Annotated in this window: 18 protein-coding genes and 1 pseudogene; 13 read left to right on the top strand and 6 right to left on the bottom strand. The window is 41.1% G+C overall.

Annotated features, from left to right (window positions below; translation table 11 throughout):
* Nucleotides 1–479: 479 nt before the first annotated feature.
* The 4 genes and pseudogenes from QMA00_RS12535 to modF all read left to right on the top strand — a co-directional run bounded on the left by QMA00_RS12535 (nt 480) and on the right by modF (nt 6,534).
* Complete coding sequence (locus QMA00_RS12535) at nt 480–842, top strand: hypothetical protein (protein WP_013463853.1); 363 nt, start codon at nt 480–482, stop codon at nt 840–842.
* Complete coding sequence (locus QMA00_RS12530) at nt 842–3,172, top strand: fatty acid cis/trans isomerase (RefSeq protein WP_076922188.1); 2,331 nt, start codon at nt 842–844, stop codon at nt 3,170–3,172. Before QMA00_RS12535 ends, QMA00_RS12530 begins: the two co-directional genes overlap by 1 nt.
* Before the next feature lie 119 nt (nt 3,173–3,291).
* A pseudogene (locus QMA00_RS12525) lies at nt 3,292–5,015 on the top strand (response regulator).
* Nucleotides 5,016–5,082: 67 nt separating this feature from the next.
* The gene (gene modF / locus QMA00_RS12520; protein ID WP_076922187.1) at nt 5,083–6,534 is read left to right on the top strand and encodes a molybdate ABC transporter ATP-binding protein ModF; all 1,452 of its coding nucleotides are present in this window, start codon (nt 5,083–5,085) and stop codon (nt 6,532–6,534) included.
* Nucleotides 6,535–6,540: 6 nt separating this feature from the next.
* On the opposite strand, the gene QMA00_RS12515 is transcribed toward modF, so the two are convergent.
* From QMA00_RS12515 to QMA00_RS12500, 4 genes are all read right to left on the bottom strand, one after another.
* Entirely contained in the window at nt 6,541–7,419 is an 879-nt protein-coding gene (locus QMA00_RS12515; protein ID WP_076922186.1) for a TraB/GumN family protein, read from the bottom strand.
* A gap of 100 nt (nt 7,420–7,519) precedes the next feature.
* Nucleotides 7,520–9,454, bottom strand: coding sequence for an LTA synthase family protein (locus tag QMA00_RS12510; protein WP_076922185.1), 1,935 nt, complete (start codon nt 9,452–9,454; stop codon nt 7,520–7,522).
* Entirely contained in the window at nt 9,445–9,816 is a 372-nt protein-coding gene (locus QMA00_RS12505; protein ID WP_076922184.1) for a diacylglycerol kinase, read from the bottom strand. Before QMA00_RS12505 ends, QMA00_RS12510 begins: the two co-directional genes overlap by 10 nt.
* Nucleotides 9,813–11,486, bottom strand: coding sequence for a phosphoethanolamine--lipid A transferase (locus QMA00_RS12500; protein ID WP_262976416.1), 1,674 nt, complete (start codon nt 11,484–11,486; stop codon nt 9,813–9,815). Before QMA00_RS12500 ends, QMA00_RS12505 begins: the two co-directional genes overlap by 4 nt.
* Nucleotides 11,487–12,015: 529 nt before the next feature.
* Between QMA00_RS12500 and ilvG the strand changes: the two genes are divergently transcribed.
* The 8 genes from ilvG to QMA00_RS12460 all read left to right on the top strand — a co-directional run bounded on the left by ilvG (nt 12,016) and on the right by QMA00_RS12460 (nt 21,187).
* Nucleotides 12,016–13,665: an acetolactate synthase 2 catalytic subunit gene (ilvG, locus tag QMA00_RS12495; RefSeq protein WP_076923018.1), complete on the top strand. Its 1,650-nt coding sequence runs from the start codon at nt 12,016–12,018 to the stop codon at nt 13,663–13,665.
* The gene (gene ilvM, locus QMA00_RS12490; RefSeq protein ID WP_028834467.1) at nt 13,662–13,904 is read left to right on the top strand and encodes an acetolactate synthase 2 small subunit; all 243 of its coding nucleotides are present in this window, start codon (nt 13,662–13,664) and stop codon (nt 13,902–13,904) included. Before ilvG ends, ilvM begins: the two co-directional genes overlap by 4 nt.
* A 102-nt stretch (nt 13,905–14,006) precedes the next feature.
* A complete protein-coding gene (gene ilvD, locus QMA00_RS12485; RefSeq protein WP_013463862.1) occupies nt 14,007–15,863 on the top strand; it encodes a dihydroxy-acid dehydratase in 1,857 nt (618 codons plus the stop codon).
* 2 nt (nt 15,864–15,865) lie between these two features.
* The gene (ilvA, locus tag QMA00_RS12480; protein WP_013463863.1) at nt 15,866–17,419 is read left to right on the top strand and encodes a threonine ammonia-lyase, biosynthetic; all 1,554 of its coding nucleotides are present in this window, start codon (nt 15,866–15,868) and stop codon (nt 17,417–17,419) included.
* A 144-nt stretch (nt 17,420–17,563) separates the two neighbouring features.
* Nucleotides 17,564–18,547 (top strand): ABC transporter substrate-binding protein, encoded by a 984-nt coding sequence (locus QMA00_RS12475; protein ID WP_076923017.1) that lies wholly within the window; start codon nt 17,564–17,566, stop codon nt 18,545–18,547.
* A 133-nt stretch (nt 18,548–18,680) separates the two neighbouring features.
* On the top strand, nt 18,681–19,865 hold the full coding sequence (locus QMA00_RS12470) for a methyltransferase (protein WP_076923016.1): 1,185 nt from the start codon (nt 18,681–18,683) through the stop codon (nt 19,863–19,865).
* A gap of 10 nt (nt 19,866–19,875) precedes the next feature.
* On the top strand, nt 19,876–20,541 hold the full coding sequence (gene can, locus QMA00_RS12465; RefSeq protein ID WP_076923015.1) for a carbonate dehydratase: 666 nt from the start codon (nt 19,876–19,878) through the stop codon (nt 20,539–20,541).
* Nucleotide 20,542: 1 nt separating this feature from the next.
* Nucleotides 20,543–21,187: an NAD(P)H-binding protein gene (locus tag QMA00_RS12460; protein WP_028834472.1), complete on the top strand. Its 645-nt coding sequence runs from the start codon at nt 20,543–20,545 to the stop codon at nt 21,185–21,187.
* Between the two features lie 48 nt (nt 21,188–21,235).
* On the opposite strand, the gene QMA00_RS12455 is transcribed toward QMA00_RS12460, so the two are convergent.
* The gene (locus tag QMA00_RS12455) at nt 21,236–21,499 is read right to left on the bottom strand and encodes an accessory factor UbiK family protein (protein ID WP_008112735.1); all 264 of its coding nucleotides are present in this window, start codon (nt 21,497–21,499) and stop codon (nt 21,236–21,238) included.
* A 113-nt stretch (nt 21,500–21,612) separates the two neighbouring features.
* Here QMA00_RS12455 and rep point away from each other — a divergent pair, with 113 nt between their 5' ends.
* Complete coding sequence (gene rep / locus QMA00_RS12450; RefSeq protein ID WP_076923014.1) at nt 21,613–23,631, top strand: DNA helicase Rep; 2,019 nt, start codon at nt 21,613–21,615, stop codon at nt 23,629–23,631.
* Nucleotides 23,632–23,644: 13 nt separating this feature from the next.
* On the opposite strand, the gene QMA00_RS12445 is transcribed toward rep, so the two are convergent.
* On the bottom strand, nt 23,645–26,209 hold the full coding sequence (locus QMA00_RS12445; protein WP_076923013.1) for a diguanylate cyclase: 2,565 nt from the start codon (nt 26,207–26,209) through the stop codon (nt 23,645–23,647).
* Between the last annotated feature and the right edge of the window lie 13 nt (nt 26,210–26,222).

Genomic DNA, 26,222 nt, shown 5'->3' with positions numbered 1-26,222 from the left:
AGGTGGCCGTACTGTAGGTGCTGGTGTTGTAGCAACTATCGTAGAGTAATAATTAACGTTTAAGTTAATTGTTAGAAAAAGGTCACTTAGGTGGCCTTTTTTAATGCCTGCAATAAAATAAAGGTTTCAGGTGCAAGGTTTAAGGTTTTAGGTAAAGCAGCTCGGTGTAAATTTAACACTGTCACTTGGGTTGAGTTTTATCGCACTTAGAGGGTAAAGCATGAAGGTTCTACACTTACCTTATGCATTGGTGCTTAGTAGCAACGATCGTTGAGTTCTCAATTATTGTAATGCTGCAGGTTTCAGGTTTTAATGAGTGAAGTTTGGCGTTCCTGTTGTTGTCGTAACGAAGTTTAAAGCAGCATTGATACCGCTGCTTAAAAATTAACGAGGCTATTTTAAGGCTTGTTTATCGTTATTTAAGTTGGAACGTTGTTATAATAGGTAATAATTAAATAGTCAGTAGCGCAGAGAGTCCAATGGAACTTGAACAAGATAGCAATTTAACACTTCCTTTATTTATTCTAGATGAAACACTAAGTACCCGTGACTTAGCGCAGCCTGACTTGGAAATTTCAGTTATCTTAAGTGATGAGCTGCTTACTCAACTATGCCAGAACCCCAGTGCAGACAGTAGTATAGGCATTAGCATTGCAGACTATGAGTTGAATATCATCAATTCAAGCTTTGCTACCATAGCGCATAGCGAGCATGACGCTCAATTAACCATAACACAGGGCCCTCTATTAAGCGCTGTGGTGACTACTGTTGAAAACCTAACATTTGTATCACCACAAATTGATATGATGCCTACGTTCGATTTAGGTGATGAGACAGAATAATGAAAAAAAATATTATAGGTACTTTTGTACTGATTATCTTAAGTGGTTGTGCTTACTTAGGTAATGCACATTACAATGAATTATTCGGTCCTGAGCAAACACAAGATCGTATGGTTGCTCATAATAGCGGTGCTGGGGCTGAGTTTTTACAGCAGGTAAAGCCTGTACTCGATAACCGCTGCGTGGTTTGTCATGGCTGTTATGATGCGCCTTGCCAATTAAAACTCTCTTCTCCTGAAGGTATCGACAGAGGCCTCAGTAAAGAGTTGGTTTACGATGGTACTCGGTTGTTAGCCTCAACGCCGAGCCGATTATTATTTGATGCAACCACGACCGAGCAATGGCGTGATAAAGAATTTAGCCCGGTATTAAACGAGCGAGCACAAACTGAAGAAGCCAATTTAGCGGGTAGTGTGTTATTTAATACGCTGGTATTAAAGCAAAGTTCACCCTTGCCAGAAGATGAAGTATTAGATGAACGTTTTGATTTTTCGCTTAGCCGCAACCAAAGTTGTGCGACGATGGGTGAGTTTGACCAATTAGCAGATGAGCAACCGCATGCGGGTATGCCTTATGGCTTGCCTGGAGTGACTGCTGCTGAATTTCAGCACTTACAAAACTGGATTAAAAAAGGCGGGAAAATGGCGCACATCAAGCCGCCATCAGCTGCTGAGCTTGCGCAAGTAAAAAACTGGGAAGCATTTTTAAATCAAGATGGTTTGAAGTACCAATTATCAGCGCGCTATATTTATGAGCATTGGTTTTTAGCACACATCTATTTTAGTGATGCACAATCACCTAACTTTTTTAAGTTGGTACGCTCAAGTACCCCCCCTGGTGAAGACATTAAGCTAATAAGTTCTCGTCGCCCTTACGATAATCCAAACGTTGAGCGTGTTTATTATCGACTGCTTCACGACCGTTCTACTATTTTATCAAAAACGCATTTACCGCTTAAACTTAATGATGAAAAGTTGGCACGTATTTACCAGCAATTTATTGCGCCAAATTACACTGTATCTAGTTTACCAAGCTATGAGCCTACCCTTGCATCAAACCCGTTTAAAACGTTTGAAGCACTGCCTATAGATGCAAAATATCAATTTATGCTCGATGAAGCTGAGCTAATTATTATGGGCTTTATTAAAGGCCCTGTTTGTCGTGGTCAAATAGCACTCAATGTGATTAATGATCATTTTTGGGTGGCGTTTGCTGATCCTAAAAAGGTAGCGACTCCGGCGGTAGGTAAAATGCTGGTGCAACATGAGGATGCATTAGAGTTGCCCGCAGCAGAGGAAAGTAATGCGTTACCGATTTCTAATTGGGTCAAATACTCGGTTCGCGAAAAACGTTACTTAAAAGCCAAGGTAGAGCTTGCTAATAATCTGTTCAAAAACGGCGAGCATTTAACCACCGACTTATTGTGGAAAGGGGATGGGCACAATCAAAATGCGGCACTGACTATTTTTCGACACTTTGATAGTGCAACTGTAGTTAAAGGCTTTATTGGCCAACAACCTAAAACTATGTGGGTGCTTGATTACGCGCTGTTTGAGCGTATTCATTACTTGTTAGTTGCGGGCTTTGATGTGTATGGCAATATTGGCCATCAATTAATAACGCGCTTATACATGGACTTTTTACGTTTAGAAGGTGAGCACAACTTTTTAGCTTTGTTACCTGAAGCTCAGCGAGAGACAATTAAACAGAGTTGGTATCGAAAATCACCACCTAGTTTGTCGACCTTTTTTGAAAACAATCGTGAGTTTAGTCAACCCAGCGGTATTAACTATCAAACAGATGAACCGCAATCAGAGCTATATGGCTTAATTAAAGAGGCATTAGAGCCCGTTTTAAGTCCTCGTTATGACTATAAAAAAGTACCCGCACCATTAAGTGCGATTAATACCATGCCTGCTAAAGCAGTTAACTTACTGCCACAGCTATCTTATGTGCTAGTGAAAGAGCAGGATGGCCACACAGGCTATACGATTATTCACCATAACGCGCACTATAATATTTCGAGTCTACTAAACGAAGATGGACAGCGCGCTTATGAAGAAGATACAGTGACAATTGTTCCGGGCTTTATTGGTGATTATCCTTCTGCAATTTGGTATTTAAATAACGCCCAACAGGTTTCGGCCTTTGCAGAACAGTTACCGCTAATGCAAGTGGAAGCTGATTATCGCGCTTTAAAGTCTAAGTTTGCGATTCGTCGAACTCACCCGCAATTTTGGCAATACAGCGATATTTTACATCAGGTTGCCCGCCAGTACCGAGGTGTTGAATTTGGCATGTTTGATTATAATCGACTAGAAAATCGTTAGGTACACGCTAAACGGTTACAAGAGCCCAGCTTAACTAGCTGGGTTTTTTATATTTAATAATTTAGTAATTAGTTTGCTAAGCTTAGGCTACAGTTAAAACAAAAAAAGTAACCTAGTGTATGTTCAACATTGTTAAGAGTATTCGCAAACGTTACCGTTGGGCTTTAGTTGCCATTGCCTTGTTGGTCAGCGTATCTGCATTACTGATGCAATACTTCTTTTCAGTGCAAAAATACGATGCAAAAATTATCAATATAGCTGGCAAGCAACGTATGCTTTCGCAAAAAATAGCTTGGCATAGCAATGCATTAATTAATCAAACGGATAATCACGCACAACATCTTCAATCGTTAAAACACTCCCTTGAGTTATTTGAACAAGCCCATGAATATTTACTCACTAAAGATGAACAAGGTGACGCAGTTTATCTAAATACACCTTTATTTGATTTATATTATGCCCCCCAAGCAACTTAGATGCAGAAGTGTTGGCCTTTATAACGCAAGCTAAAAATTTGGTTTCTCAAAAGGAGCCTATTAATTTGGCTTCGTTTTCCGTGAGCGAAGTTGAAGCATTACTTAAAAAATTAGACACTGCGGTGAGCTTATTTGAGCAACAAGCGGTAAAAAAGGTTGATTGGATCGCTAGTATTGAACTGCTTTGTTGGTTTTTTACTCTGGCATTATTGTTTTTAGAACTTAGATTTGTGTTTATGCCAATGGAGAAACGAGTTCTAGAGACCTTACAAAAGTATCAACAACAAAAAGAATTTGCGGAGCAGGTAAGTAATATCAAAGAGCACTTTATTGCACGAGCCAGTCATGAATTTAGAACCCCATTACAGGGGTTAATTACCTCGATCGATGAGCTAAAAATTCCCACTTCACAGCAGGATATACAACGCCAAGCTCGGTATTGCTCGGCGAGGTTGTTGGCGATGTTAGATGAATTACAAGATTTACAAGCGCTGAGTTTAAATCGTTGGTCGTTAAACCCGACCTCTGACAACTTACTAACGACCATAAATAAAGTGTTAGTTGTGTATGAATATGGTTGTACTGAAAAAGGGTTAAAGTTAATCAGAGAGTTGGCAGCGAGCTTAGACTGCGCGGTGATTGTAGATCATGCACGCTTACAACAAATAGTTAATGAGCTACTTAGTAATGCATTAAAGTTTACAGAGCAAGGAGAGGTGAAAGTCATCGCTACGCTCAACAATAACCAACTATCGCTGAGCGTCGAGGACACCGGCTGTGGCTTTGATCACCTTATCGAGCAATTAGAATTAGACAGCACTGAGCAAAGTAACCATTTTCAAGGACTCAGAACAGGCCTTACCCGTGTACAATATATTGTTGATGCCTTAAAGGGCGAGATTCGTTTTGAAAATAATCGTCAGCAAGGGGCATCTGTATTTTTAACATTACCATTAGAGATGGATACTACTTTAAGCAAGTCATCGTCAATTCCTGATAACTTACATTGTTTAGTCGTTGAAGATAACCCACTTAATATGCTGGTACTCACTAAGCTATTAACTGCATTGAACATACACGCTGAATGCGCTGAGAATGGCAAAATAGCGTGTGAAATGGTCGCCAAAAAATCTTATGACGTCATCTTTATGGATTTAAATATGCCGGTTATGGATGGGTTTGAAGCCACTAAAATCTTGCATGATAACGATAAAACACTGTCGATTATTGTGGTTACCGCAAACACCTCTGATAGTGATCTTGCTCGCGCTAAAGCTTGTGGAGCAATAGGTCATATTCATAAACCCATAGATCAGCAAAGCATAATCGCGGCGCTAAACGATGCTTTTCTACCTGAGGTTGATTAAATCTCACTTGCCTAATTATTCCTTATTACGTTAGTTTGAGTTTTTAAGCTCTGTTTTGGGATCTAACGTGCGCTCAATTTTACTACAGCAATTTAGTGGTTATTTATCTACCGATGACAGTGTTCGGTATTATATCGACGATTTAACTTGGCAAGTAAAGCAGGGTGAACATTGGGTCTTACTCGGGGGTAATGGTGCTGGAAAATCAGCACTCGCAGCAGCGTTAATTGGTGAAGCAAAACAACAAAGCGGGCAACGTCATAGTACCTTTAACAAGCTACAATTAGTGTCAAGTGATCTACAAAAGCAGTTACTTAACACGCATCGTAAAAGTGAAAAGCCACAAAAAGTAACAGACATGCTCTTTGCTGAGCCTCAAATAAATAGCGATTTATGCCAACAGTTAATCACCGCTTTTAATTTTGATGCCTTACTTAATCGTGATTTTACTGATTTATCTACTGGCGAAACGCGTAAATTATTATTAATTAAAGCGCTATCTGCTAACAGTGATTTAGTTGTGCTTGATGAACCATTTGATGGCTTAGACTCTGAATCGGTTGGGCAGCTAAACCGCCTATTACAGCAGTTGAGCGCACAAACCTGCTTTGTGTTTGTGCTAAACCGTGTTGACGAAATTCCAGCGTTTGTTGATCACTTTGCTTATGTGAATAATGGTCGTTTACAACATAGCTTGGCAAAACCGTGTGCAGCAAAACGAGCGGATTTATTCAAATTACTTCATTTAGAGCATACATCATTAAGTATTCCCGATGCGCCTGAACACTGCTTTAAATCAGCGACAAACACGCCACTCGTTAAGCTCACTAATGTTCATGTGCGTTACAGCGAACAAACAATTTTTGAAAATTTAAACTGGACGATTAACCAATATCAGCACTGGCAACTCACCGGGAAAAATGGCTCAGGTAAAACCTGTTTATTAAATTTAATTACAGGTGATAACCCTCAATGCTATAACAATGAGATTGAAGTGTTTGGTTTTAAGCGTGGCACAGGGGAGAGTATTTGGGATATAAAACAGCACATTGGTTATATTTCAAATACGCTACATTTGCAGTATCGAGTGAGTATTTCGGCGCTTAATACTATTATTTCAGGGTTTTTCGATAGTATTGGTTTATATCAACAAGCCAGTGAGTTACAAACGCGTTTAGCTAAAGAGTGGTTGGCACTAATTGGTTTAAGTGACAAAACAAATAGCGCTTTTACCCAGCTATCGTATGGCGATCAGCGACTATTACTGATTGTGCGCGCAATGGTTAAACATCCTGCTTTGCTTATTTTAGATGAGCCATGTTTAGGGCTTGATGAGGCAAATCGTCAACGCGTTTTACTGCTGATTGAAAAGGTGTGTGCTGCAAAAACGAGTACCGTTATTTATGTAAACCATCATGCAGCAGATACCATTAAAGGGATTGAACACACCTTAAAAATGGAAGATTTTAAACCGGCTCACTATGGGCAACAAGCTGCTCATAGTGAGACGCTTATATAAGCTTGTTTATAACTGAGTAACCTTAAACCCTTGGTCGCGAAGTTGTTTAATTAAACCATGCTGCTCAACTAAGTGCAGAGCACCTACCGCAATAAACACCTTGCCTTGTTCAAGTTTAGGCGTGAGTTGAGTGACCCAATTATTATTGCGCTCAATCAGCATCACTTGCTCGCTTTGTTGACCGTATTGGCTGTCATCAAAACTGGTGTGGTAATAGCCGGTTAGGGTTTGCATATCGCCCTTTTTCCATGCATCCACTAGGGTGATAAAGTAGGTATTAATATCGCTTAGTTGCTCAAAAGTTTCTGCCATCATGGCATTGCTTAATGACTCTAAGCCATTAAACATCTGTAGTTGTTGCTCTATGGTTTCAAGCTCCGCAATGTTAATACTGTGCTTTTGCGCGTACTCGAGTATTTGCTTATCGATGCCGTTTTTATCTGAATAGCCCGCGTTTTGAAACTCAATTTGCATCATGGTCAACATAACAGCCCAAGGTTTGAAACTGTTGAACATGGCAATATCAATCGATTTTTTAGCAAAGTAGTCTTTGAGGAGTTGATAATTTTTTTCTGAAAGCTCGCTCTGTAGCGTACGCCCGTTAGTAAGCAGCATAAACGGCATAGAACGTTGTTGCATTTGTAATGGTGATAGTTTATTTATATCCACTTCAACAACAACTTGATTACTGTTATCCAGTGCGTGAGTCACTTTTTGTGGTAGCCCTTTCATGCTGGCATCACCCACATGCACGGTGCCAAATAAATACGAGCTAGCGCCTTGTTTTTCTATTTTGAATAGAGCCGGTGCTGCATAGCCATTGACGCTAAAGGCTAAAAGTAATAACACCATAAATAAATGACTAATACGTAATGACACGTTCATAAAATCCTATCCAAGTTTAAGTTGTTTTATAAATACTAACTTAGTTTACTTTATAGGTAACGTAAAAATGCCTTATTAATCAATCAGGCATTTTTCGGTGTTATTGATACCAATTATTGCTGTAGGCCATGTTGCCATAATTAGCCAGCGCACGAGCTTGCTTGATGAGTGCGCTATCGTTATGCTTGGGGTGTAACTGCTTATTTTTATAAATATAGGTGGTTGCTGGTTTATCTGGCTGCAAAATAACAACGTTATCATTTTGCATGTAAGCAAAGTTTTTATCGTACTGCATCATTGCACGCTGCTTATTTTTGGCCACGGGGCGAGTGAGATCGTGACCAATCATTGGGTGTTCACCGCTGGCGCCAATAAGCGACAGTAAGGTGGTAGGAATATCCAGCTGACTGGCTAATTGATGATCGCGTTTGGGCTTAATACCGTTTCCAAAAATAACCGCAGGAATTCTAAAGTGATCAATAGGTATAAGGCTGGAACCAGACACGCGTGAGTCGTGATCAGCAATCACTATAAACACAGTATCGTCCCAGTAAGATGATTTTTTCGCCTTTTCAATGAATGTGCCTAGGGCATAATCTGCATATTTAGCTGCGTTATTACGGCTTTGCTTTGGTTGCTCAAACAGGGCTATTTTACCGTCCGGAAATTCATAAGGGCTATGATTAGAACTACTAAAAATCAGACTAAAAAATGGCTTTTGCTGTTGCTGTAATTTATTCAGCTCTTTATCTGCTTGAGTAAATAAATCTTCGTCAGATGCGCCCCATGAACCATTAAAGTTAATGTTAGCGAAGCTTTCACTATCAACAATATCACTAAAGCCGTTACCCAAAAAGAAGCTACGCATGTTGTCAAAGTGACTTTCTCCACCATAAATAAACTGAGTATGGTAGTCCTGCTTTGCTAAAAAACTAGCCAAGGTAAAAAAGTCACGTTGTGATTTATCGAGTTTTACAACCGCGCGTGAGGGAGTCGGTGTAAAACCGGTTATAACTGCTTCAATACCGCGTACAGAGCGAGTGCCGGTAGCGTATAAGTTATCAAATCCCCAGCCCTGTTGATAAAGTGCATCTATATTAGGCGTTAAGGGTAAGCCACCTAAGGTACCTACATAACGAGCGCCCAAGCTTTCTTGCAGAATAATAACCAGGTTTTTCTTTTTACCTTGGTAGCTTGCCTGATGAAAAGTGCGGGTAGGGGCATTTGGATTATTAAATATTGCTTGAGGATTTTGCATGGTACTGCGTACTATGGCGAGTAACTCCTCTTGAGGGACCTTGCCATAATATGCCTGACTTGATTGCTCATTGGAGAGCTGTTTTAACGCAAATGCTACGCTATATGATGAATTAAGCGTGAGGTCATTCAGCAAGTGGTCGGTCGAAAATGCCACCATAGCGGGGTTTAATGGACGATGGCCTAATGAATTTCGAGCGCCTAACAGTGTTAGGCTACATATAATAACAGCTAATAGTGATAGTTTTATTGCCCCTAGGGACGAGCGGTTTTGCCATTGCTGAGTAAGAATTTTGTTAGCAAATTTAATGGTGAAAACGAGCGCTAAAACAGCGAAGAGGACTTCGAGTTTGTAACCTGAAAAAATCATTTTAGAGACTTCTTTAGGATAAATAAGGTATTCAATAAATAGGCGATTAGGGCGTAAGTCGTATTCGTTAATAAACGTGGGTGTAATAACCTCAAAAAACACTAACATTGCAGCCATTATTACTAAATACCACTTTACGACTCCTCGAATATAAGCAGTTAATTTGAGAGCATGTGCTGTAAGTGTTAGTAACAAAGCGGGGGTTATGATGTAGCATAATGTTGCTATATCAACACGTAAACCGCCTACAAAAACAAAGTGCCAGGCGCCTTCGGTAAATACACGGCCACTTTGCCACAAACTTAAACCTAATCGCGCAAAAGTTAGCAAGCATAGGAGTGCGAAAAAAAATACCGCTAAAACCCACAATGGCCCCAGTACTTTTTTAGTGCTACTGATTAAGTCCATAGCACAGACCACCAAACTAAAATAGCAATAAGCATGGCGATAAAGACACTGGCGGATGCAATATCTTTAGCTAGGCCTGATAGTTCATGATATTCGCTACCGATGCGATCAACCACCACTTCGACTGCGGTATTGACCAACTCAGCAAATAACACAAACAATAAGCTGGCAATCAATATTAATTTGCTACTTAAAGTAATTTCTTGCAAGTAGGCAAATACGCCTAGCAAACTAAATAAAACCAACTCTTGCTGAAAAGCAGCCTCAAATCGGCTCATCCATTTTAGGCCATTAAATGTATGGCTTAAGGTAAAAATTAGGCGCATTAGGCCTTGGCGTTTTATAACGGTTTTATTATTCATATTTTAGTTTCGTTATGGTTAATCGTTTGACATGACGCGAGTAAATCTTCAGAGGTTTGGTAGGTTTTACTCGCAACACCGGTTAAGCTTAAAAGGGTATGAAAAATAGCATCGTGTGATTGCGCTAAAGTGCTATTTAAGTTGTTTAGACACTTGGCTGTAATGCGCTGATTATGCTCATCAGCCCAGATGTAAAGAGGCACATGGGTTTGAGCTGTTGGTGCAAATGCATAGGGAAAGCCATGTAAGTATGCGCCATTTTCACCGAGCGACTCGCCATGGTCTGACACATACAGTAACTGCTTATCAATATTAGCTGGCAGTGCCTTTAACTGTTCAATAACTTGAGCGTTGATAAAATCACTATAAGCAATTGTATTATCGTAGGTGTTAACCAGTTCTTCAGCGCTACAGTTTTGAATATCGCTGCGGTCGCAGGTAGGACTAAACTGTTTAAATTTTTCAGGGTAGCGCTTAAAGTAAGTAGGGCCATGTGAACCCATCATATGCAGCACTATAACCGTATTAGCCTGACTCAAATTGGCAAGCTTGTGCTTTAGTGGGGCTAGTAACGCTTCATCAAAACAGTATTTACCATCACATAGTTCGGATGCTTTGGTATCAATACTAATGGTAGGTACGCGCGTGCAGACGTTTTTACAGCCACTATTATTATCAACCCACAACACATCTGCGCCTGCTTGTTGTATCAAATCAATCACGTTTTGCTGATTATCACTGTCTAAACGAGAAAAATTGGCATGAGTTTGCAGTGAAAACATACACGGTACTGACACTGCCGTGGCCGTGCCACACGACGATACGTTATCAAAATAAGTGACATTATGTTTTTGCGTGTATTGGTTGGTATTACGCTCATAGCCTTGGTAGGCAAAATTTTCAGCTCGTGCGGTTTCACCTACCACTATGACAGTAACTCGTGTTGTACTTGGTGATGCTAAAGTTGGCGTGGTATCAATATTTTTAAATTCAATATCGCTATAAAGTAACTGGTCACGGGCGTATTTGTAGCCACTAGAGAGATATTGAAATGGAATAATTTCTTTTTTAAGAATACGGTTATTACGACCCGTTGCCGCGTAATCGGCGTAAAAGTTAACGACCACTAATGCAATGAGTGCAAAGCTTGCTAAAAGCAGTTTAAGACGGCTAATAACTTCTTTGTACGGGCGGGCGCAGTTTATTTTTATTCTACTCAGAATAAAGACAGGTAATGCGGCAAAAAGCAGTAAAAAGCCAACAAGTTGCAGGTTTAAATAACTTAACGCTTCACTAGAGTCTGTTTCTACGGTGTTTTGTATCATGGAATAATCAAACACCACACCATAGTTCAATGAGCCATATAACGCCGCACTCGAGAGCACTAGCAGCAAGTAGTTAATGGGTTTTAGTATTCCCCGAATAGAAACCACTGAAAAGAATATGATTAGCAAACAAATCAGTAGTAACGGCACAGAAATCAAAAATAGCCATGAAAATGTGTGCAACGAGGTAATAGCGCTAAACGCACCATGCATAAATGGAATATTAATAACTAAGCCGTAATAACAAGCCATAAAAATAATGAATGCATTAGCACTGCAATTAAAATAAAAGCGTTTTTTAGTATTTTCTTGCGGTTGCTTACTGAGTTTGAAAGTTGGGTTCATAACACGCCTCTTTTTCGTGAACGTTGTTATGCTAGGCTGCCAGACTTAAGAAACTCTTAAGAAATCGATTTATTTTAATTTTGTTAGATAAAAATGAGGTGGCTTACTAAAAATTAATCAAACCAGAATTCAGTGTTATAAGAATAGTGAATTTCCTGAGTTGAAATGAAGGGATAAAAAATCTATTTAACCTGGTTTAATTGAATTTTAAAACCTGAGTAAGCGTGTTTTTATAATTATTTTGAATTGAATTTGGTGTTGACTTACCGCCCTGAGCGCGGTACTAATATAAAAAGACAGCGAAACAAGATGTTCGCAATGACTAAATCTTAAATGGTACTGAATTTTATGCTTAAAAATGCACTTAACCTAGTCCTGATTATTATCGTGGTGATTATTCCCGCGAGGGCTTCGTAGTGCTTTAAAAAACTAAGCATTGAAAAGCCCTCCGCACTTAACCGTCCGGGGGGCTTTTTAGTTTTAGAGTTAAATTTTTAATGGGTTGTCACACAGGAATGAGGATTTACTAATGACAGGCGCAGAACTAACAATAGATTTACTCGCCAAACACGGCGTAGATGAAGTATTTGGCTACCCAGGTGGTGCTATTATGCCCATTTACGATGCCTTGTATGGTGCGCCTGTAAAACATTACCTTACTCGTCATGAGCAAGGTGCAGGGTTTGCCGCCGTGGGCTATGCACGCAGTACTGGACGTTTAGGTGTGTGCTTGGCAACATCAGGCCCTGGAGCTACTAATTTAATTACCGCATTGGCAGATGCCATGATGGACTCAGTGCCTTTACTTGCTATTACAGGGCAAGTACCAACCGCCGCTATTGGCTCTGATGCTTTTCAGGAAATTGACGTGCTTGGCATGTCGCTTTCGTGTACTAAACACAGTTACATGGTTGAGCGAGCAGAAGATTTAGCCGAAATATTACAAGAAGCGATGCATTTAGCACAAAGCGGCCGCCCAGGCCCCGTTTTAGTTGATATCCCCAAAGACATTCAAATGGCGCAGGTGCCTTTTAAACCTTGGTTAGCGGCAGATGAATACTTACCGCAACTTAATTTAAACCAAGTTGCTATCGCCAATCAATTACTCAGTGAAGCCAAGCAACCCGTAGCGTATGTTGGTGGGGGCGTTCATGCCGCTGATGCGCAAAATGAATTAATGCAATTTTTAAATAAAACGCAAATGCCTGCGGTTTCAACCCTTAAAGCATTGGGCAGTGTATTACCTGATTACGAATATGATTTAGGCATGCTAGGTATGCATGGTGGTCAAGCCGCTAATTTAGCGGTGCAAGAATGTGATGTATTAGTGTGTATTGGTGCTCGCTTTGATGACCGTGTAACAGGCAACTTAGCTAAGTTTGCTGCAAAAGCAAACGTGATTCATTTAGACATAGATGCAGCCGAGGTCGGTAAGCGTAAACCCGCAAAGGCTTCTTTAATTGCTGATTTAAAAACCTCACTTCCCGCCCTTGAGTGCGTCGTTACGCCAAAAGCGTGGTGCGATCATAATAAACAAATGATGGTTAAGCATGCATGGCGCTACGACTATCCTGGTGAAAAAGTATTTGCCCCTTATTTACTTAATCAACTAAGCCAGCGTATGCCAAGCACCAGTGTTGTTTGCTGCGATGTGGGTCAGCACCAAATGTGGGTTGCGCAGCATATGAAATTTAACCATCCATGCAACCACTTAAGCAGTGGCGGTGCAGGCACCATGGGATTTGGTTTACCTGCGGCAATCGGCGCACAAATAGCGAGAAAAGATGACTTTGTGATCACCGTATCAGGTGATGGCTCAATCATGATGAATATCCAAGAGCTTGCCACTATTCGTCGTAATAATTTACCAGTAAAAATACTGATACTTGATAACCAGCGTTTAGGCATGGTTCGCCAATGGCAGGAGCTATTTTTTGAAGGGCGTTACAGCGAAACTAACCTGTCAGACAACCCTGATTTTGTCCAACTTGCTGCTGTGTTTGGTATTCCTGGACAAACGATTACCCACGCTAACCAAGTAGATGATGCAATTACAGCCTTATTAAATAGCGATGGGCCTTACATTGTTCATGCTTGTATTGATGATAAAGAAAACGTATGGCCACTTGTTCCACCTGGGGCTGCTAACGATGAAATGATGACGGAGAAAGCACAATGAAACACAGTTTAACTATTGCCTTAAAAAGCCAAAGTGTCGCAATCGAGCGCTTTTTACGTGTCGTGCGTCATCGTGGTTTTGATTTAACTCACTTGCAGCTCAATATGGACGATGGCCAATATAATATGGCCATGACGGTTGATAGCGATAAACCAATTTATTTGCTTACCAGTCAACTAAATAAATTGGTTGATGTGAAACATGTCACGCTGCAAAGCTTACAGCAACAAGCTGTATAACAAAAAATTTAACAGATTTTACGAGTAACTGTTCACGTGGTTACTCATCAATTTTAAGAATGAGGAATGCCCGCATTTATTGCGGCAAATACTGAGGTAACTATGGCTAAATTAAGAAGTGCAACGACTACTGAAGGACGTAAACGCGCAGGCGCAAGAGCATTATGGCGTGCAACAGGCATGACCGACACCGACTTTGGTAAACCAATTATTGCTGTGGTTAACTCATTTACACAATTTGTGCCGGGGCATGTGCATCTTAATCAGCTTAGTGAACTAATGGCTGAAACCATCACCCAAGCGGGCGGTGTTCCAAAAGAATTTAATACCATCGCCATAGATGACGGTATTGCCATGGGGCACGGCGGTATGCTTTATTCACTGCCATCGCGCGATTTAATAGCCGACTCGGTAGAGTACATGGTCAATGGCCATTGTGCTGATGCGATGATTTGTATCTCAAACTGCGACAAAATCACCCCTGGGATGATGTTAGCGGCGCTGCGTTTAAATATACCGGTTATTTTTGTATCGGGTGGCCCTATGGAAGCGGGTAAAACTAAATTAGCCAATATCGATATTAAACTCGATTTAGTAGATGCCATGGTTAAAGGTGCCGATGAATCGGTAAGTGATGCCGACTCAGAGCAAGTTGAACGCTCTGCATGCCCTACCTGTGGGTCGTGTTCAGGGATGTTTACTGCCAACTCAATGAACTGTTTATTAGAAGCAATAGGCCTTGCGCTGCCGGGTAACGGTACCACGCTTGCGACCCACAAAGACCGTAAACAATTGTATGTTGAAGCAGGTGCTCGCATCGTTGATTTATGCCGCGAGTATTACCAAAAAGATAACCAAGACGTACTGCCTCGTGCCATCGCTAATAAAACCGCATTTATGAACTCTATGGTGGTTGATATTGCCATGGGCGGCTCATCAAATACGGTATTACATTTACTCGCAGCGGCACAGGAAGCTGGCGTTGATTTTGATATGTCACACATTGATGAACTTTCACGTAAAACCCCGTTTTTATGTAAAGTTGCCCCAGCTACCGCGCAATACCATATTGAAGACGTACACCGCGCTGGTGGCATGATGGCCATAGTACGCGAGCTTGGTAAAGCCGGCTTGGTTGATTTATCGGTTAATCATGTTGCCGGCATGACCATGGGTGAGCTGGTAAAAAAATGGGATGCAACGGATCCTAATAACGAAGTGGCGCGAAAGTTTTACCGCGCGGGTCCCGCTGGTATTCGCACTACTAAAGCCATGAGCCAAGATTGTCGTTGGGACGAAGGGGATAATGACCGTGAACATGGTTGTATTCGCAGTGTTGAACATGCATTTCGTCAAGATGGCGGCCTCGCGGTACTTTCAGGTAATTTAGCGGTTGATGGCTGTATTGTTAAAAGTGCCGGCGTTGTCGATGAAATGCTGCACTTTGAAGGCACTGCTGTTGTTTATGAGTCTCAAGATGACTCTGTAGAAGGGATTTTAAATGGTGAAGTAAAAGCCGGCGATGTAGTTGTAATTCGTTACGAAGGCCCTAAAGGCGGCCCAGGCATGCAAGAAATGCTATACCCAACCAGCTACTTAAAATCAAAAGGCTTGGCTGAAAAATGTGCCTTGATCACCGATGGTCGCTTCTCGGGTGGTACGTCAGGTTTATCAATTGGTCATGTGTCTCCCGAGGCAGCCAGCGGTGGCGCGATAGCTTATGTTGAAAATGGCGATAAAATTATCATCGATATCGCTACTCGAGAAATCACTTTAGCATTAAGCGATGAGGAACTCGAAGCTCGCAGGCAAAAACAATTGGCTCGTGGTAAACAAGCTTATAAGCCGCTTAACCGCGATCGTTATGTGTCATCTGCGCTTAAAGCGTATGCGCTACTAGCAACCAGTGCCGATAAAGGTGCGGTGCGTGATTTAGCCAAACTGGAGGAGCTTAGTTAGGTATGGTTTCTCAAGAACTCGATTATTTTCGCGCTATTATCCAAGCCAATATGGAGCCTTTAGCTAAGGTGACTGAGGTGAGTGAAATGGCCGAATTGAGTGCACGATTAGGTAATCATGTTTGGTTAAAGCGTGAAGATCAGCAACCGGTGTACTCGTTTAAATTACGCGGTGCTTTTAATAAATTAAATAAGCTGCCAAAGGGCTCGGTCGTGATAACCGCATCGGCAGGCAATCATGCTCAAGGGGTGGCGCTGAGTGCTTCACACCTAGGGCATAAAGCCACCATTGTTATGCCCGTAACGACGCCTGAAATTAAGGTTAATGCGGTAAGGGCATTGGGCGGGGAAGTCGTGTTACATGGTCATCAATTTGATGCCGCAAAGGCGTATGCGCTTGAATTAACTGAGCAGCGAAACGGCGTATTTGTCCCTCCATTTGATGACCCCGATGTCATTGTTGGTCAAGGCACAGTTGCCCGTGAACTAATGCAACAGCTGAACGACTTAGACGTGGTATTTATTCCTGTTGGCGGCGGCGGATTGTTGGCGGGTATGGCGGTGTACATTAAATCGCTGCGCCCAGATATCAAAGTGATTGGAGTCGAGGCTAATGAAAGTGCTTGTTTAAAAGCTGCCATGGAAGCGGGAGAGCCTGTAGAGCTAGAAAGAGTAGGAAGCTTTGCCGATGGTGTTGCCGTAAAAATAATTGGTAGCGAAACATTTAGACTGGCGCAAAAGTTTTGCGATGAAGTGGTGACCGTATCAGATGATGAAATATGTGCTGCCATGCAAGATATTTTTGTATCAACCCGTGCTATTGCCGAACCTTCAGGCGCACTTGCAACCGCAGGGCTTAAAAAATGGTCTCAGCAGTCGGGTTTAAAGGGGTTAAACTTAGCGGCTATTTTGTCTGGTGCTAATTTAAATTTTGATCGCTTACGCTATGTAGCTGAACGAACTGCATTAGGTGAGAAGAACGAAGCATTATTAGCGGTAACAATTGATGAAAAACGCGGTAGCTTTAAACAATTTTGTGCCTCACTCGGTGGGCGCGCTATTACCGAATTTAACTACCGATATGCAGGGCCTGGCGAGGCGCAAATTTTTGTTGGTATTGCACTGCGCCAAGGATTAGCAGAACTTGAGGAGCTTAAACAAAGCCTGACCGATAATGGCTATTCGTTTTGCGACTTGTCAGATAATGAATTAGCAAAACTTCATGTACGGTATATGGTTGGTGGTAAAGCGCCAGAGCAGCTACATGAACGCTTACTGCGGTTTGAGTTTCCAGAGTACCCAGGTGCATTAGCGCGCTTTTTAGATACACTGGGTAGTAATTGGAATATCACTTTATTTCACTACCGTAATCATGGCGGTTCAACGGGTAATGTATTGGCAGGTTTTGCTATTGAACCAAGTCAATATGAGATGTTTAATGAGCACTTAAACCGCCTAGGTTACAGTGTTCAAGACGAAACCCATAACCCGTGTTTCACCCAGTTTTTAACCACACAACCTCAAGCAGAAAAGCTTGAAAAGCTCGCCTTAGCATAATCCTATTTTAAGCAGGCATCTTCTGTGGATGCTTGCTTTATCAGCTGCTTTACATATAGTTACGTTAATCACTACGTTTTTTGGAAACTCTCTTTGTTACTTAAAGGAATGATAATTAGCGCCTGCCTTTTTTGTAGCCAGTTAATGGCGCAGGAATCAGTCACACTACAATTAAAGTGGACACATCAATTTCAATTTGCGGGTTATTATATGGCTCAGCAAAAAGGGTATTATGATGAGGCCGGTTTAGACGTCACTATTGTGCCTGCAGATCAAAAACGACCAAATAGTTTTGGCGCGGTAGAGCGTGGTGAAGCCCAGTTTGGGGTTGCGCATTCTGGTATTTTACAGCAGCGTATTGCAGGTAAACCCTTTGTAGCCATGGCTGCCATATTACAGTTTTCTCCTTATTGCTGGATGGTCAAAGAAAGCTCTGATATTTTTCATGCCCGTGATTTTGTCAATAAACGTGTAAGTGAAGTGAGTAAAGAGAGCAATTCTGAGTTGTTAACTATGCTCAAGCGCAGCGGTATAAATATCGAAAAGTTGGCTATATACAAAGGCGATAAATTACAAAAAGCATGGATGGAAAATAAAATAGATGCCATCGAAGTCTATGTTACCGACTTACCTTATTATATGGATCAGCAAGGTATTGCTCATCGACTTATATGTCCACAACGTTATGGTATGGACGTATACGCTGATATTTTATTTACCAGTGATAACATGATTAAGTACCACCCCGATACGGTAGAAAAGTTTTACCAAGCGAGTTTAAAAGGGTGGCGCTATGCGGTAATGAATATGGATGAAGCCATCGCCATTACTCAGCAGTTTTATGCCCCTGAGCGTAGTTTTCATCAATTAGCTTATGAGGCCGAAGTGCTAAAAAACTATATTGCGCCACCAAGCACCAATGTGGGTAATATGTCGATGGCCAAATGGCGTTTAATTGCTGATTTATATGAGATTGACCAAACAAAGTTTGACGAAGTAAAAGCCGATTTTATTTATAAATATAAAAAACAAGAAACGTTGCAGCTTTCTTGGATGCTGATTGCGGCCATTATTATTAGTATTATTTCTATTCCCCTTTATTTACGGTTAATGTTCAAAGCACGCTAATGGCTAATTTAACCAATAGAAAAGGTGGGAAAGTTAAGTAATCCCCTTGCTCTGCGAGGTTAAAAAAATAACCGCTTAATTAGGCGTGAGTGTACTGGTATAATTTATTGCCTTTTTAATATTTTAAGCTGTTATGACCTTAACTGAGCAATTTACTGCCCTCGATTCGTTACTGATGAATACGCGCTCGTATTGGCAATGTACTGCGTTTGATTTTGACTGTTTACCGTGGCCTGAATTACACGACCCCCTAACTGCTTTAACTGATCAGGACGTTGCTGAGTTAGATACTGATCAAGCGCAACTTTATCAGTTTTTTTCACCTTACATACCCGGTATTGAGCAATTAAGCCGATTAGCTTCACTCCCTGTCATAACAAGCAGTCGAACGGATTATCCGTTTTGGATTAGTAACGGTATTAAAGGACGAAAGTTTACACAGCTACAAGACTTTGTTGGTGCGCTACCTGCCAATGATCAGCCTATTTTAGAGTGGTGTGCAGGCAAAGGCCATTTAGGACGAATGTTAGCTTTTAATGGTGCGCCGAGCGTGCACAGTATTGAGCTACAATCTCACTTATGTGAGCAAGGACAAAAAAGTGCGCAGCAACAGGGGCTTGCTATGCAATTTAGCCAAGCTGATGTACTCACAGATAACACTCAGGATTTTTTTAACCCACAAACCCATGCCGTTGCTTTACATGCCTGCGGTGCGTTACATCAAACTTTTATGCATCAAGCCAGTGCGGCCAAAGTAACACAAATTAGTTTTTCACCTTGTTGCTATCACTTGTTTACCGAGAATAATTATCAAGCAATGAGCGAACAGGCGAAGCGAAGTGCGCTTAATTTAACTCATCGAGATTTAAAACTCGCCTTGCAAGAAACCGTCACAGCTCCATCGCGAGTGGGCAAAGTACGAAAAACAGAAGTTGAGTGGCGACTCGGGTTTGATGCTTTAAGAAAGTCACTCACCGGTGAGTCGGCGTATGTTAGTGTGCCCTCAGTGAATAAAGCAATATTTTCAGATTCGTTTGAATCATTTTGTAAGTGGGCGGCAGATAAAAAAGCCTTAAAACTGCCAAAAGATATTGATTACAATAAATTTTTATTGATTGGGCAGGCGCGAAAAAAGATAACCGAGCGAGTTGAACTGGTTCGACATGTGTTTAGAAGAGCAATAGAAGTTTGGCTTGTGCTCGATCGTGCTTTATATTTGCAACAGCAAGGCTATAACGTCAGTGTTAGTACATTTTGTGAGAAGCAATTAACACCCCGTAATATTTTAATTTTAGCCAGTTTAACGCCCTCGACCTAAAAGAGATGTAATGAGAAATTTAAATAACCTACTAGAAAATAATAAACGCTGGGCATCTAGAACGAGCGAAGCTAATCCCGAATTTTTTAAAGTTTTATCGATGCAACAAAATCCAGAGTATTTATGGATTGGTTGTTCTGACTCACGAGTTCCTGCTAATCAAATTGTTGATTTATTACCAGGTGAATTGTTTGTGCATCGTAATGTTGCCAACGTGGTAGTGCACACAGATCATAATTGCTTATCGGTTATGCAGTATGCGGTTGAAGTATTAAAAGTTAAACATATTATGGTTGTTGGCCACTACGGTTGTGGTGGTGTACAAGCGGTATTAAACGAAGACCGCTTTGGCTTTATTGATAACTGGCTACGCCATGTTGGTGATGTAAAAGAAAAGCATTTAGAGCAACTTAATGCTCTACCAGAAAAACAGCGTCTTGATCGTTTAATTGAGCTTAATGTAATTGAGCAAGTGCGTAACGTATCGCGCACTAGCATTGTTCAAGATGCTTGGTTACGAGGTCAAGAGCTCACAGTGCATGGCTGGGTATATGGATTAGAAAACGGTCACCTGCATGATTTAGAGTCGGTAGTTAGCTGCGCTGAAGAAGAATGCACTAGCTATAAAAAGGCAGTACACCATGTACTGAACAAGTCAGCGGGTAGTCACGCTTAATATGGCTAAAACGGCGTTAATAATCGGCAGTACCGGCTTAGTGGGCAGCCAGTTATTACAACAGCTGTTAGCATCTCCTTGCTATACGAAAGTAGTGAGCTTATCGCGCCGCCAATTAGACTTTTCTCATCCTAAATTAACTAGCCATGTTATTGATTTTGAGAACCTGACACATTACGTTGAGTTATTCAAAGGTGACGTGTTTTTTTCCTGCTTAGGCACCACGCTAAAGCAAGCTGGAAGCGCAGCAGCACAGCGTAAAGTTGATTTTGAATACCAATTTATTTGTGCGCAAATGGCGGCCAATAACGGTGTTCCTCATTATTGTTTGGTGTCATCAAGTGGCGCAAATGCGCATAGCATGAGCCGTTACCTAAAAATCAAAGGGGAACTTGAGCAGCAGGTAAAGCAGCTTGGTTTTTCGCGCTTGAGTATATTGCAACCGTCTTTGTTAGTCGGCGAGCGATCAGAGCTTAGAATTGCAGAAAAGTTAGGTGAGGTGGTACTGCCACTGTTAACGCGTTTTGGCATCTTCAAACGGTATAGACCAATAACCGGTGAGCAAGTAGCTAATAAATTGCTAAGGGTGAGCATAGAGCAGCAACAAGCAACGGGTTACTATGTGCTCGACGAGCTATTTGAATAACTGAGTGATTAGCGCCATAAAGCAGGTTCGTCTATGGCGTTATATTTATTATTCTGCGTCTGTTTTTGCCGATAATTGCTGTTCAAGTATCGCTACTTTTGCTTCTAATTCAGTCAGCTTTTCACGGGTGCGGATCAGCACTTGGCTTTGAATATCAAACTCTTCACGGCTTACAAAGTCCATTTCGGCAAGCTTATTTTGTAACACTTGCTTGGTTTTGCCTTCAAGTGTATCAGCCAGGTTTTTTACACCTTGTGGCATGTTATTAGTGATCTGTTTCGCAATTTCTTCAAGTTTTGCTGGGTTAATCATAGTCGTCCCTTGCCTGTTGCCTAAAATGATAATAACTAATATTACCTTATTGGCTAGGCGTATTGTAGTGATTACGTTAAAATTGCCCGTCTTTTTGCAACCAGCTGGTCGTTATGAAACTCAATCCTAAACAAGATGAAGCGGTAAAGTACATTAGTGGTCCTTGCTTAGTATTAGCCGGCGCAGGCTCGGGTAAAACACGAGTTATCACCAACAAAATTGCTTACTTAGTACAGAAGTGTGAGTATCAAGCGCGTAATATTGCGGCGGTTACCTTTACCAATAAAGCGGCTAAAGAAATGCGCGAGCGGGTTTTGCAAACCTTAGGAAAGCAAGAGTCTAAAGGTTTATGGGTCTCTACATTTCATACACTCGGGCTTGAAATCATCAAAAAAGAGTTAAAAACACTGGGTTTTAAGCCTGGTTTTTCGCTGTTTGACGACCAAGATACGAATCAATTACTTGCTGATTTAACCGAAGATGAGCTTAAAAAAGACAAAGACTTACTTAATCTACTTAAAATGCAAATTGGTAGCTGGAAGAATGAACTCATTTTACCAGAGCAAGCTATTCGCGAAGCCAGAGAGCCACAAAAAGCCTTGTTCGCTCAATTGTACGCACGCTATCAAAACCAACTTCGCGCTTATAATGCACTCGACTTTGATGATTTAATTATGATCCCCACGCTGCTTTTAAGCAGTAACGCCACTTCACGTGAACGTTGGCAGCAGCGTTTTCGGTATTTACTGGTGGATGAATACCAAGATACTAATACCAGCCAATACCAATTAGTAAAATTGCTGGTTGGTGAACGTGCACGCTTTACTGTGGTAGGAGATGACGATCAGTCAATTTACTCTTGGCGTGGTGCTCGCCCACAAAACTTGGTGCTATTAAGTAAAGACTATCCAGGATTAAGATTAATAAAACTAGAGCAAAATTACCGTAGTGCAGGGCGCATTCTTAAAGCGGCTAATATATTAATTGCAAATAACCCCCATGAGTTTGAAAAAAAGCTCTTTAGTGAACTTGGCTATGGTGAGCAAATTAAAGTCATTGGTTGTCGCGATGAAGAGCATGAGTCTGAGCGTGTGGTTGCAGAGATTATTTCTCATAAGTTTATGAAGCGCACCAGCTATAAAGATTACGCGATTTTGTACCGGGGTAATCACCAAGCGCGTGGTTTTGAAAAGTCGTTAATGAGTAACCGTATACCTTATAAAATTAGCGGCGGGATGTCGTTTTTTTCACGTTCTGAAATTAAAGATATCATGGCTTACTTACGTCTTTTAGTGAACCAAGATGATGACAATGCCTTTTTAAGAATCGTGAATACGCCACGGCGTGAAATAGGCACGGTGACGCTTGAAAAACTAGGCACCTTAGCCAATGAAAAACATCAAAGCTTGTTTGCCACCTGTTTTGATAACGACTTAGGATACAGACTAAAAGGACGTGGTTTTAATGCGTTAGCTGGGTTTGCCCGTTGGGTGGTTGAGCTGTCGGATAACGCAGTACGCAGCGATACCTTAGAAGCGGTCAAAGATTTAGTGCGAAATATTAATTATGAAGCCTATTTATATGAATCATCACCGAGTGCCAAAGCCGCCGAAATGCGGATGAAAAATGTCTCGGAGCTGTACCGTTGGATCACCGATATGCTGACTGGCGATGCCGATAATCCGCCAATGACGTTAGCTGAAGTGGTTAGTAAATTGACCCTGCGCGATATGCTAGAGCGTAACGAGGAAGAAGATGAAGCAGATGCAGTACAATTACTTACGCTGCATGCTTCAAAGGGACTCGAGTACCCTTATGTATTTATGGTAGGCATGGAAGAGGGGCTATTACCACACCAAGTAAGCATTGATGAGGATAATGTAGACGAAGAGCGCCGCCTTGCCTATGTAGGTATTACCCGCGCGCAGCAAGAGCTAACCTTAACGTATGCTAAAATTCGTCGTCAATTTGGTGAAACATCACAAACAGAGCTCAGTCGATTTGTGCAAGAGTTACCCCAAGATGACTTAGCCTTTGAAAACAAAAAAGCGCCTAACACCCAAGCTGAACGCATGGAAAAAGGCCAAGCTCGGGTTGCAAATTTAAGAGCAATGCTGAAAAAGCCACAATAAGGTGTGTTTAGCGCTATTTTAATTCTGAGTTTTTAAGTGTAGCTGGTATAGCGCTGGTTAGTGGGTGCTGTTTAGCAACGAATAGGTTTATGCCGTGTTTATCTAAAAGAGCTCTAAAGTTTAATATTGATGGGCCTTTAGCTATCACTTTTATCTGTTTAAGCTTAGTAATAGCCAACACCCCCTGCAACTGTAAATCGTAGCTTTCTTGTTGTAATACTCGTTTACTGAAGGTGGAGCTAAGGAGTAAATAATCACACTCTATTTCAGTCACCAAATTAAGCTCGCATTTGTCTTTTGCGAAATTGTTTAAGCCAATCGAATGACCGAGTTTTTTAAGCTGTTTTAAGTTCTCTAATTGCTGTGCGCTGGCATAACGCAGCTCCTGCTCATCAAACAACAAGCAAAGCTGTTCATTGTTTACCGGTTGTTTTAGTGTCGCTTTTAGTAAAGAAAATTTATGCTCTTCTAACAGTAAACTGGAGCAAGGCAATAGCGCAACGGCTATCTCTGCATTTTGTGCTTGTTGGTAAGCTTGTTGGATGAGTTGTAGTTCAACTTTGGTATGTTGTTCTTTATCACTTGCAAATTTCTTTAAAATATCAAAACTAGTAAAGCCAAGTACAGGGTGTTCACCAAACGCTTCAAATAATGAGGCATATTGATAATGCTCATCCATAGAAATAATATCTGAGCTACGAAACGTCATAGGTAATACATCAAGATGGTGCAATGTTTGTGACTCATGTTGCAGCATTGGCTCTGTGAGTAACGGGTGAAATAATTCGAAGCGATTTTTACCAGAGTTTTTAGCGTAATACATTGCGGCATCAGCATCTCTAATAATTTCATCTGTATGTTTATAGCTTTGTTTTGAATAAGTGATACCAATACTCGCGCCGCTTTGCACACAAATACCTTTTGTACAGAAAGGTTTTCGCATGATGTTGATGATTCGATTTGCAACATCTTCAGCTTGGTTTGGCTCGGTTAAATGAGTGAGTAAAATTACAAATTCATCTCCCCCTAAGCGTGCTAATAAATCATGCTCACGAATACATTGAGAGAACAACTGACCCACGCTAATTAAAAATTCGTCTCCGGCATGGTGCCCAAGCTGGTCGTTTATATCTTTAAATTTATCAAGATCAATAAACAGTACCGCAAAGTGCTCATCAGGGTGACGTTGGTAAAACTTTAGCGTTTTTTCTAGCTGCGTTAAAAATAAATTACGATTAGGCAAGCTTGTTAATGAGTCATGGTGCGCATCGTGATACAGCTGCTGCTCTATTTTTTTACGCTCATCAATTTGCATCTGTAAATGCAAATTTGCTTGGCTTAGCTCTTTGGTTTTTTCGTTTACTCGAGAAGCGAGCTCTTGGTGGCTCTTTTTCAGCGCCTGTGAGGCTAATTTTGTTTGTAATACCGTGGCAATTTGATGCGATACAAAGGTTATGAGTTCTGCATCATCTTGTGTGAAAAGGTGTTCATTATTATAAGCTTGGCAAACAATTAAACCTATAACTCCTTGCGATGTTTTTAGCGGAGCGCCAAGCCAGCTGGTGGCTCTTCTAGATTCATCAATTGGTTTTTCACGCTCTACAATGCCACTATCTAATAACTCTTGTGCTCTTTGCGGGTGAATTATTTGTGTTTCTTCGGTGCTGATCACCAGCTCACTGTACCCTTTTGCAAAGCGCCTTGGTTGGGTGCTGCCTTGAAATTCGTCAACACTGTAAGGAAAACTAATACAGCCCGTTTCTTTATCATACAAGGCAATATAAAGATTTTTTGCGTAAGTGATGGTTTTTATTATTTCGTGTATTTGAAAATAAGCATCATCTAGGTTTTTAGCTTGAGTTGTCAGCTCTGAAATTTTAAATAATATTTGCTGACGTTGCAGGGCGCTTTTTCGCTGTTGTATTTCAACATTTAAAGCATCATTGCTTTGCGTTAATGCACGGGTTCTTAGTTTTACTTCTGATTCGAGCAACTCTCGTTTCTTAACGCGTTCAATAGCTGTCGCTAAATAAAGTGATATTGCTTCAAGTAGGTTTATTTGTTGCGAACTATAACCTTGCTCAGTGTCGTAACTTTGCGCTGCTAATACGCCAATAATATTTTTTTCTTGATAAACGGGAACGCCTACCCAGTGTTCTGCAGGTGTACCTAATGCTTTGAATAAGCCTTGCTGTGCAGCATCATGCATTTGTTGCTTAGTGAAATAAGTGGTCTTTCCTTGCTTAAACACATAACCCGTTGCGCCTTCTTCAAAATTATTCTCCCGATTAAGTGGTACAGAAATTCCATCTTTTTCATCAGAAAAATAAGACAGTTCCAACTGTTGTGATTGCGGCTCAACAAGCACCACATAAAAGCTTTTACTCGGGACATACTTTTGTAAAATGTCATGAATAGCTGGGTAAAGTAAGGTTAATTCGGCAACAGTACTTGCTTGCTCTGATAACTGTATCAGGGCATTGTGGAGGTGGTAGGCATGTTTATACTTTTTCAATAGTGCTTTTAGTCGTTTATTTTGGCGCACTACGCTACTCGGTACAATGAGTTTATCTTCCAATGATGTTTAACCA

The organism is Pseudoalteromonas sp. APC 3694 (assembly GCF_030407565.1).
Classification (GTDB): Bacteria; Pseudomonadota; Gammaproteobacteria; order Enterobacterales; family Alteromonadaceae; genus Pseudoalteromonas; species Pseudoalteromonas tetraodonis.
This window is presented reverse-complemented; position numbering and strand designations above follow the sequence as displayed.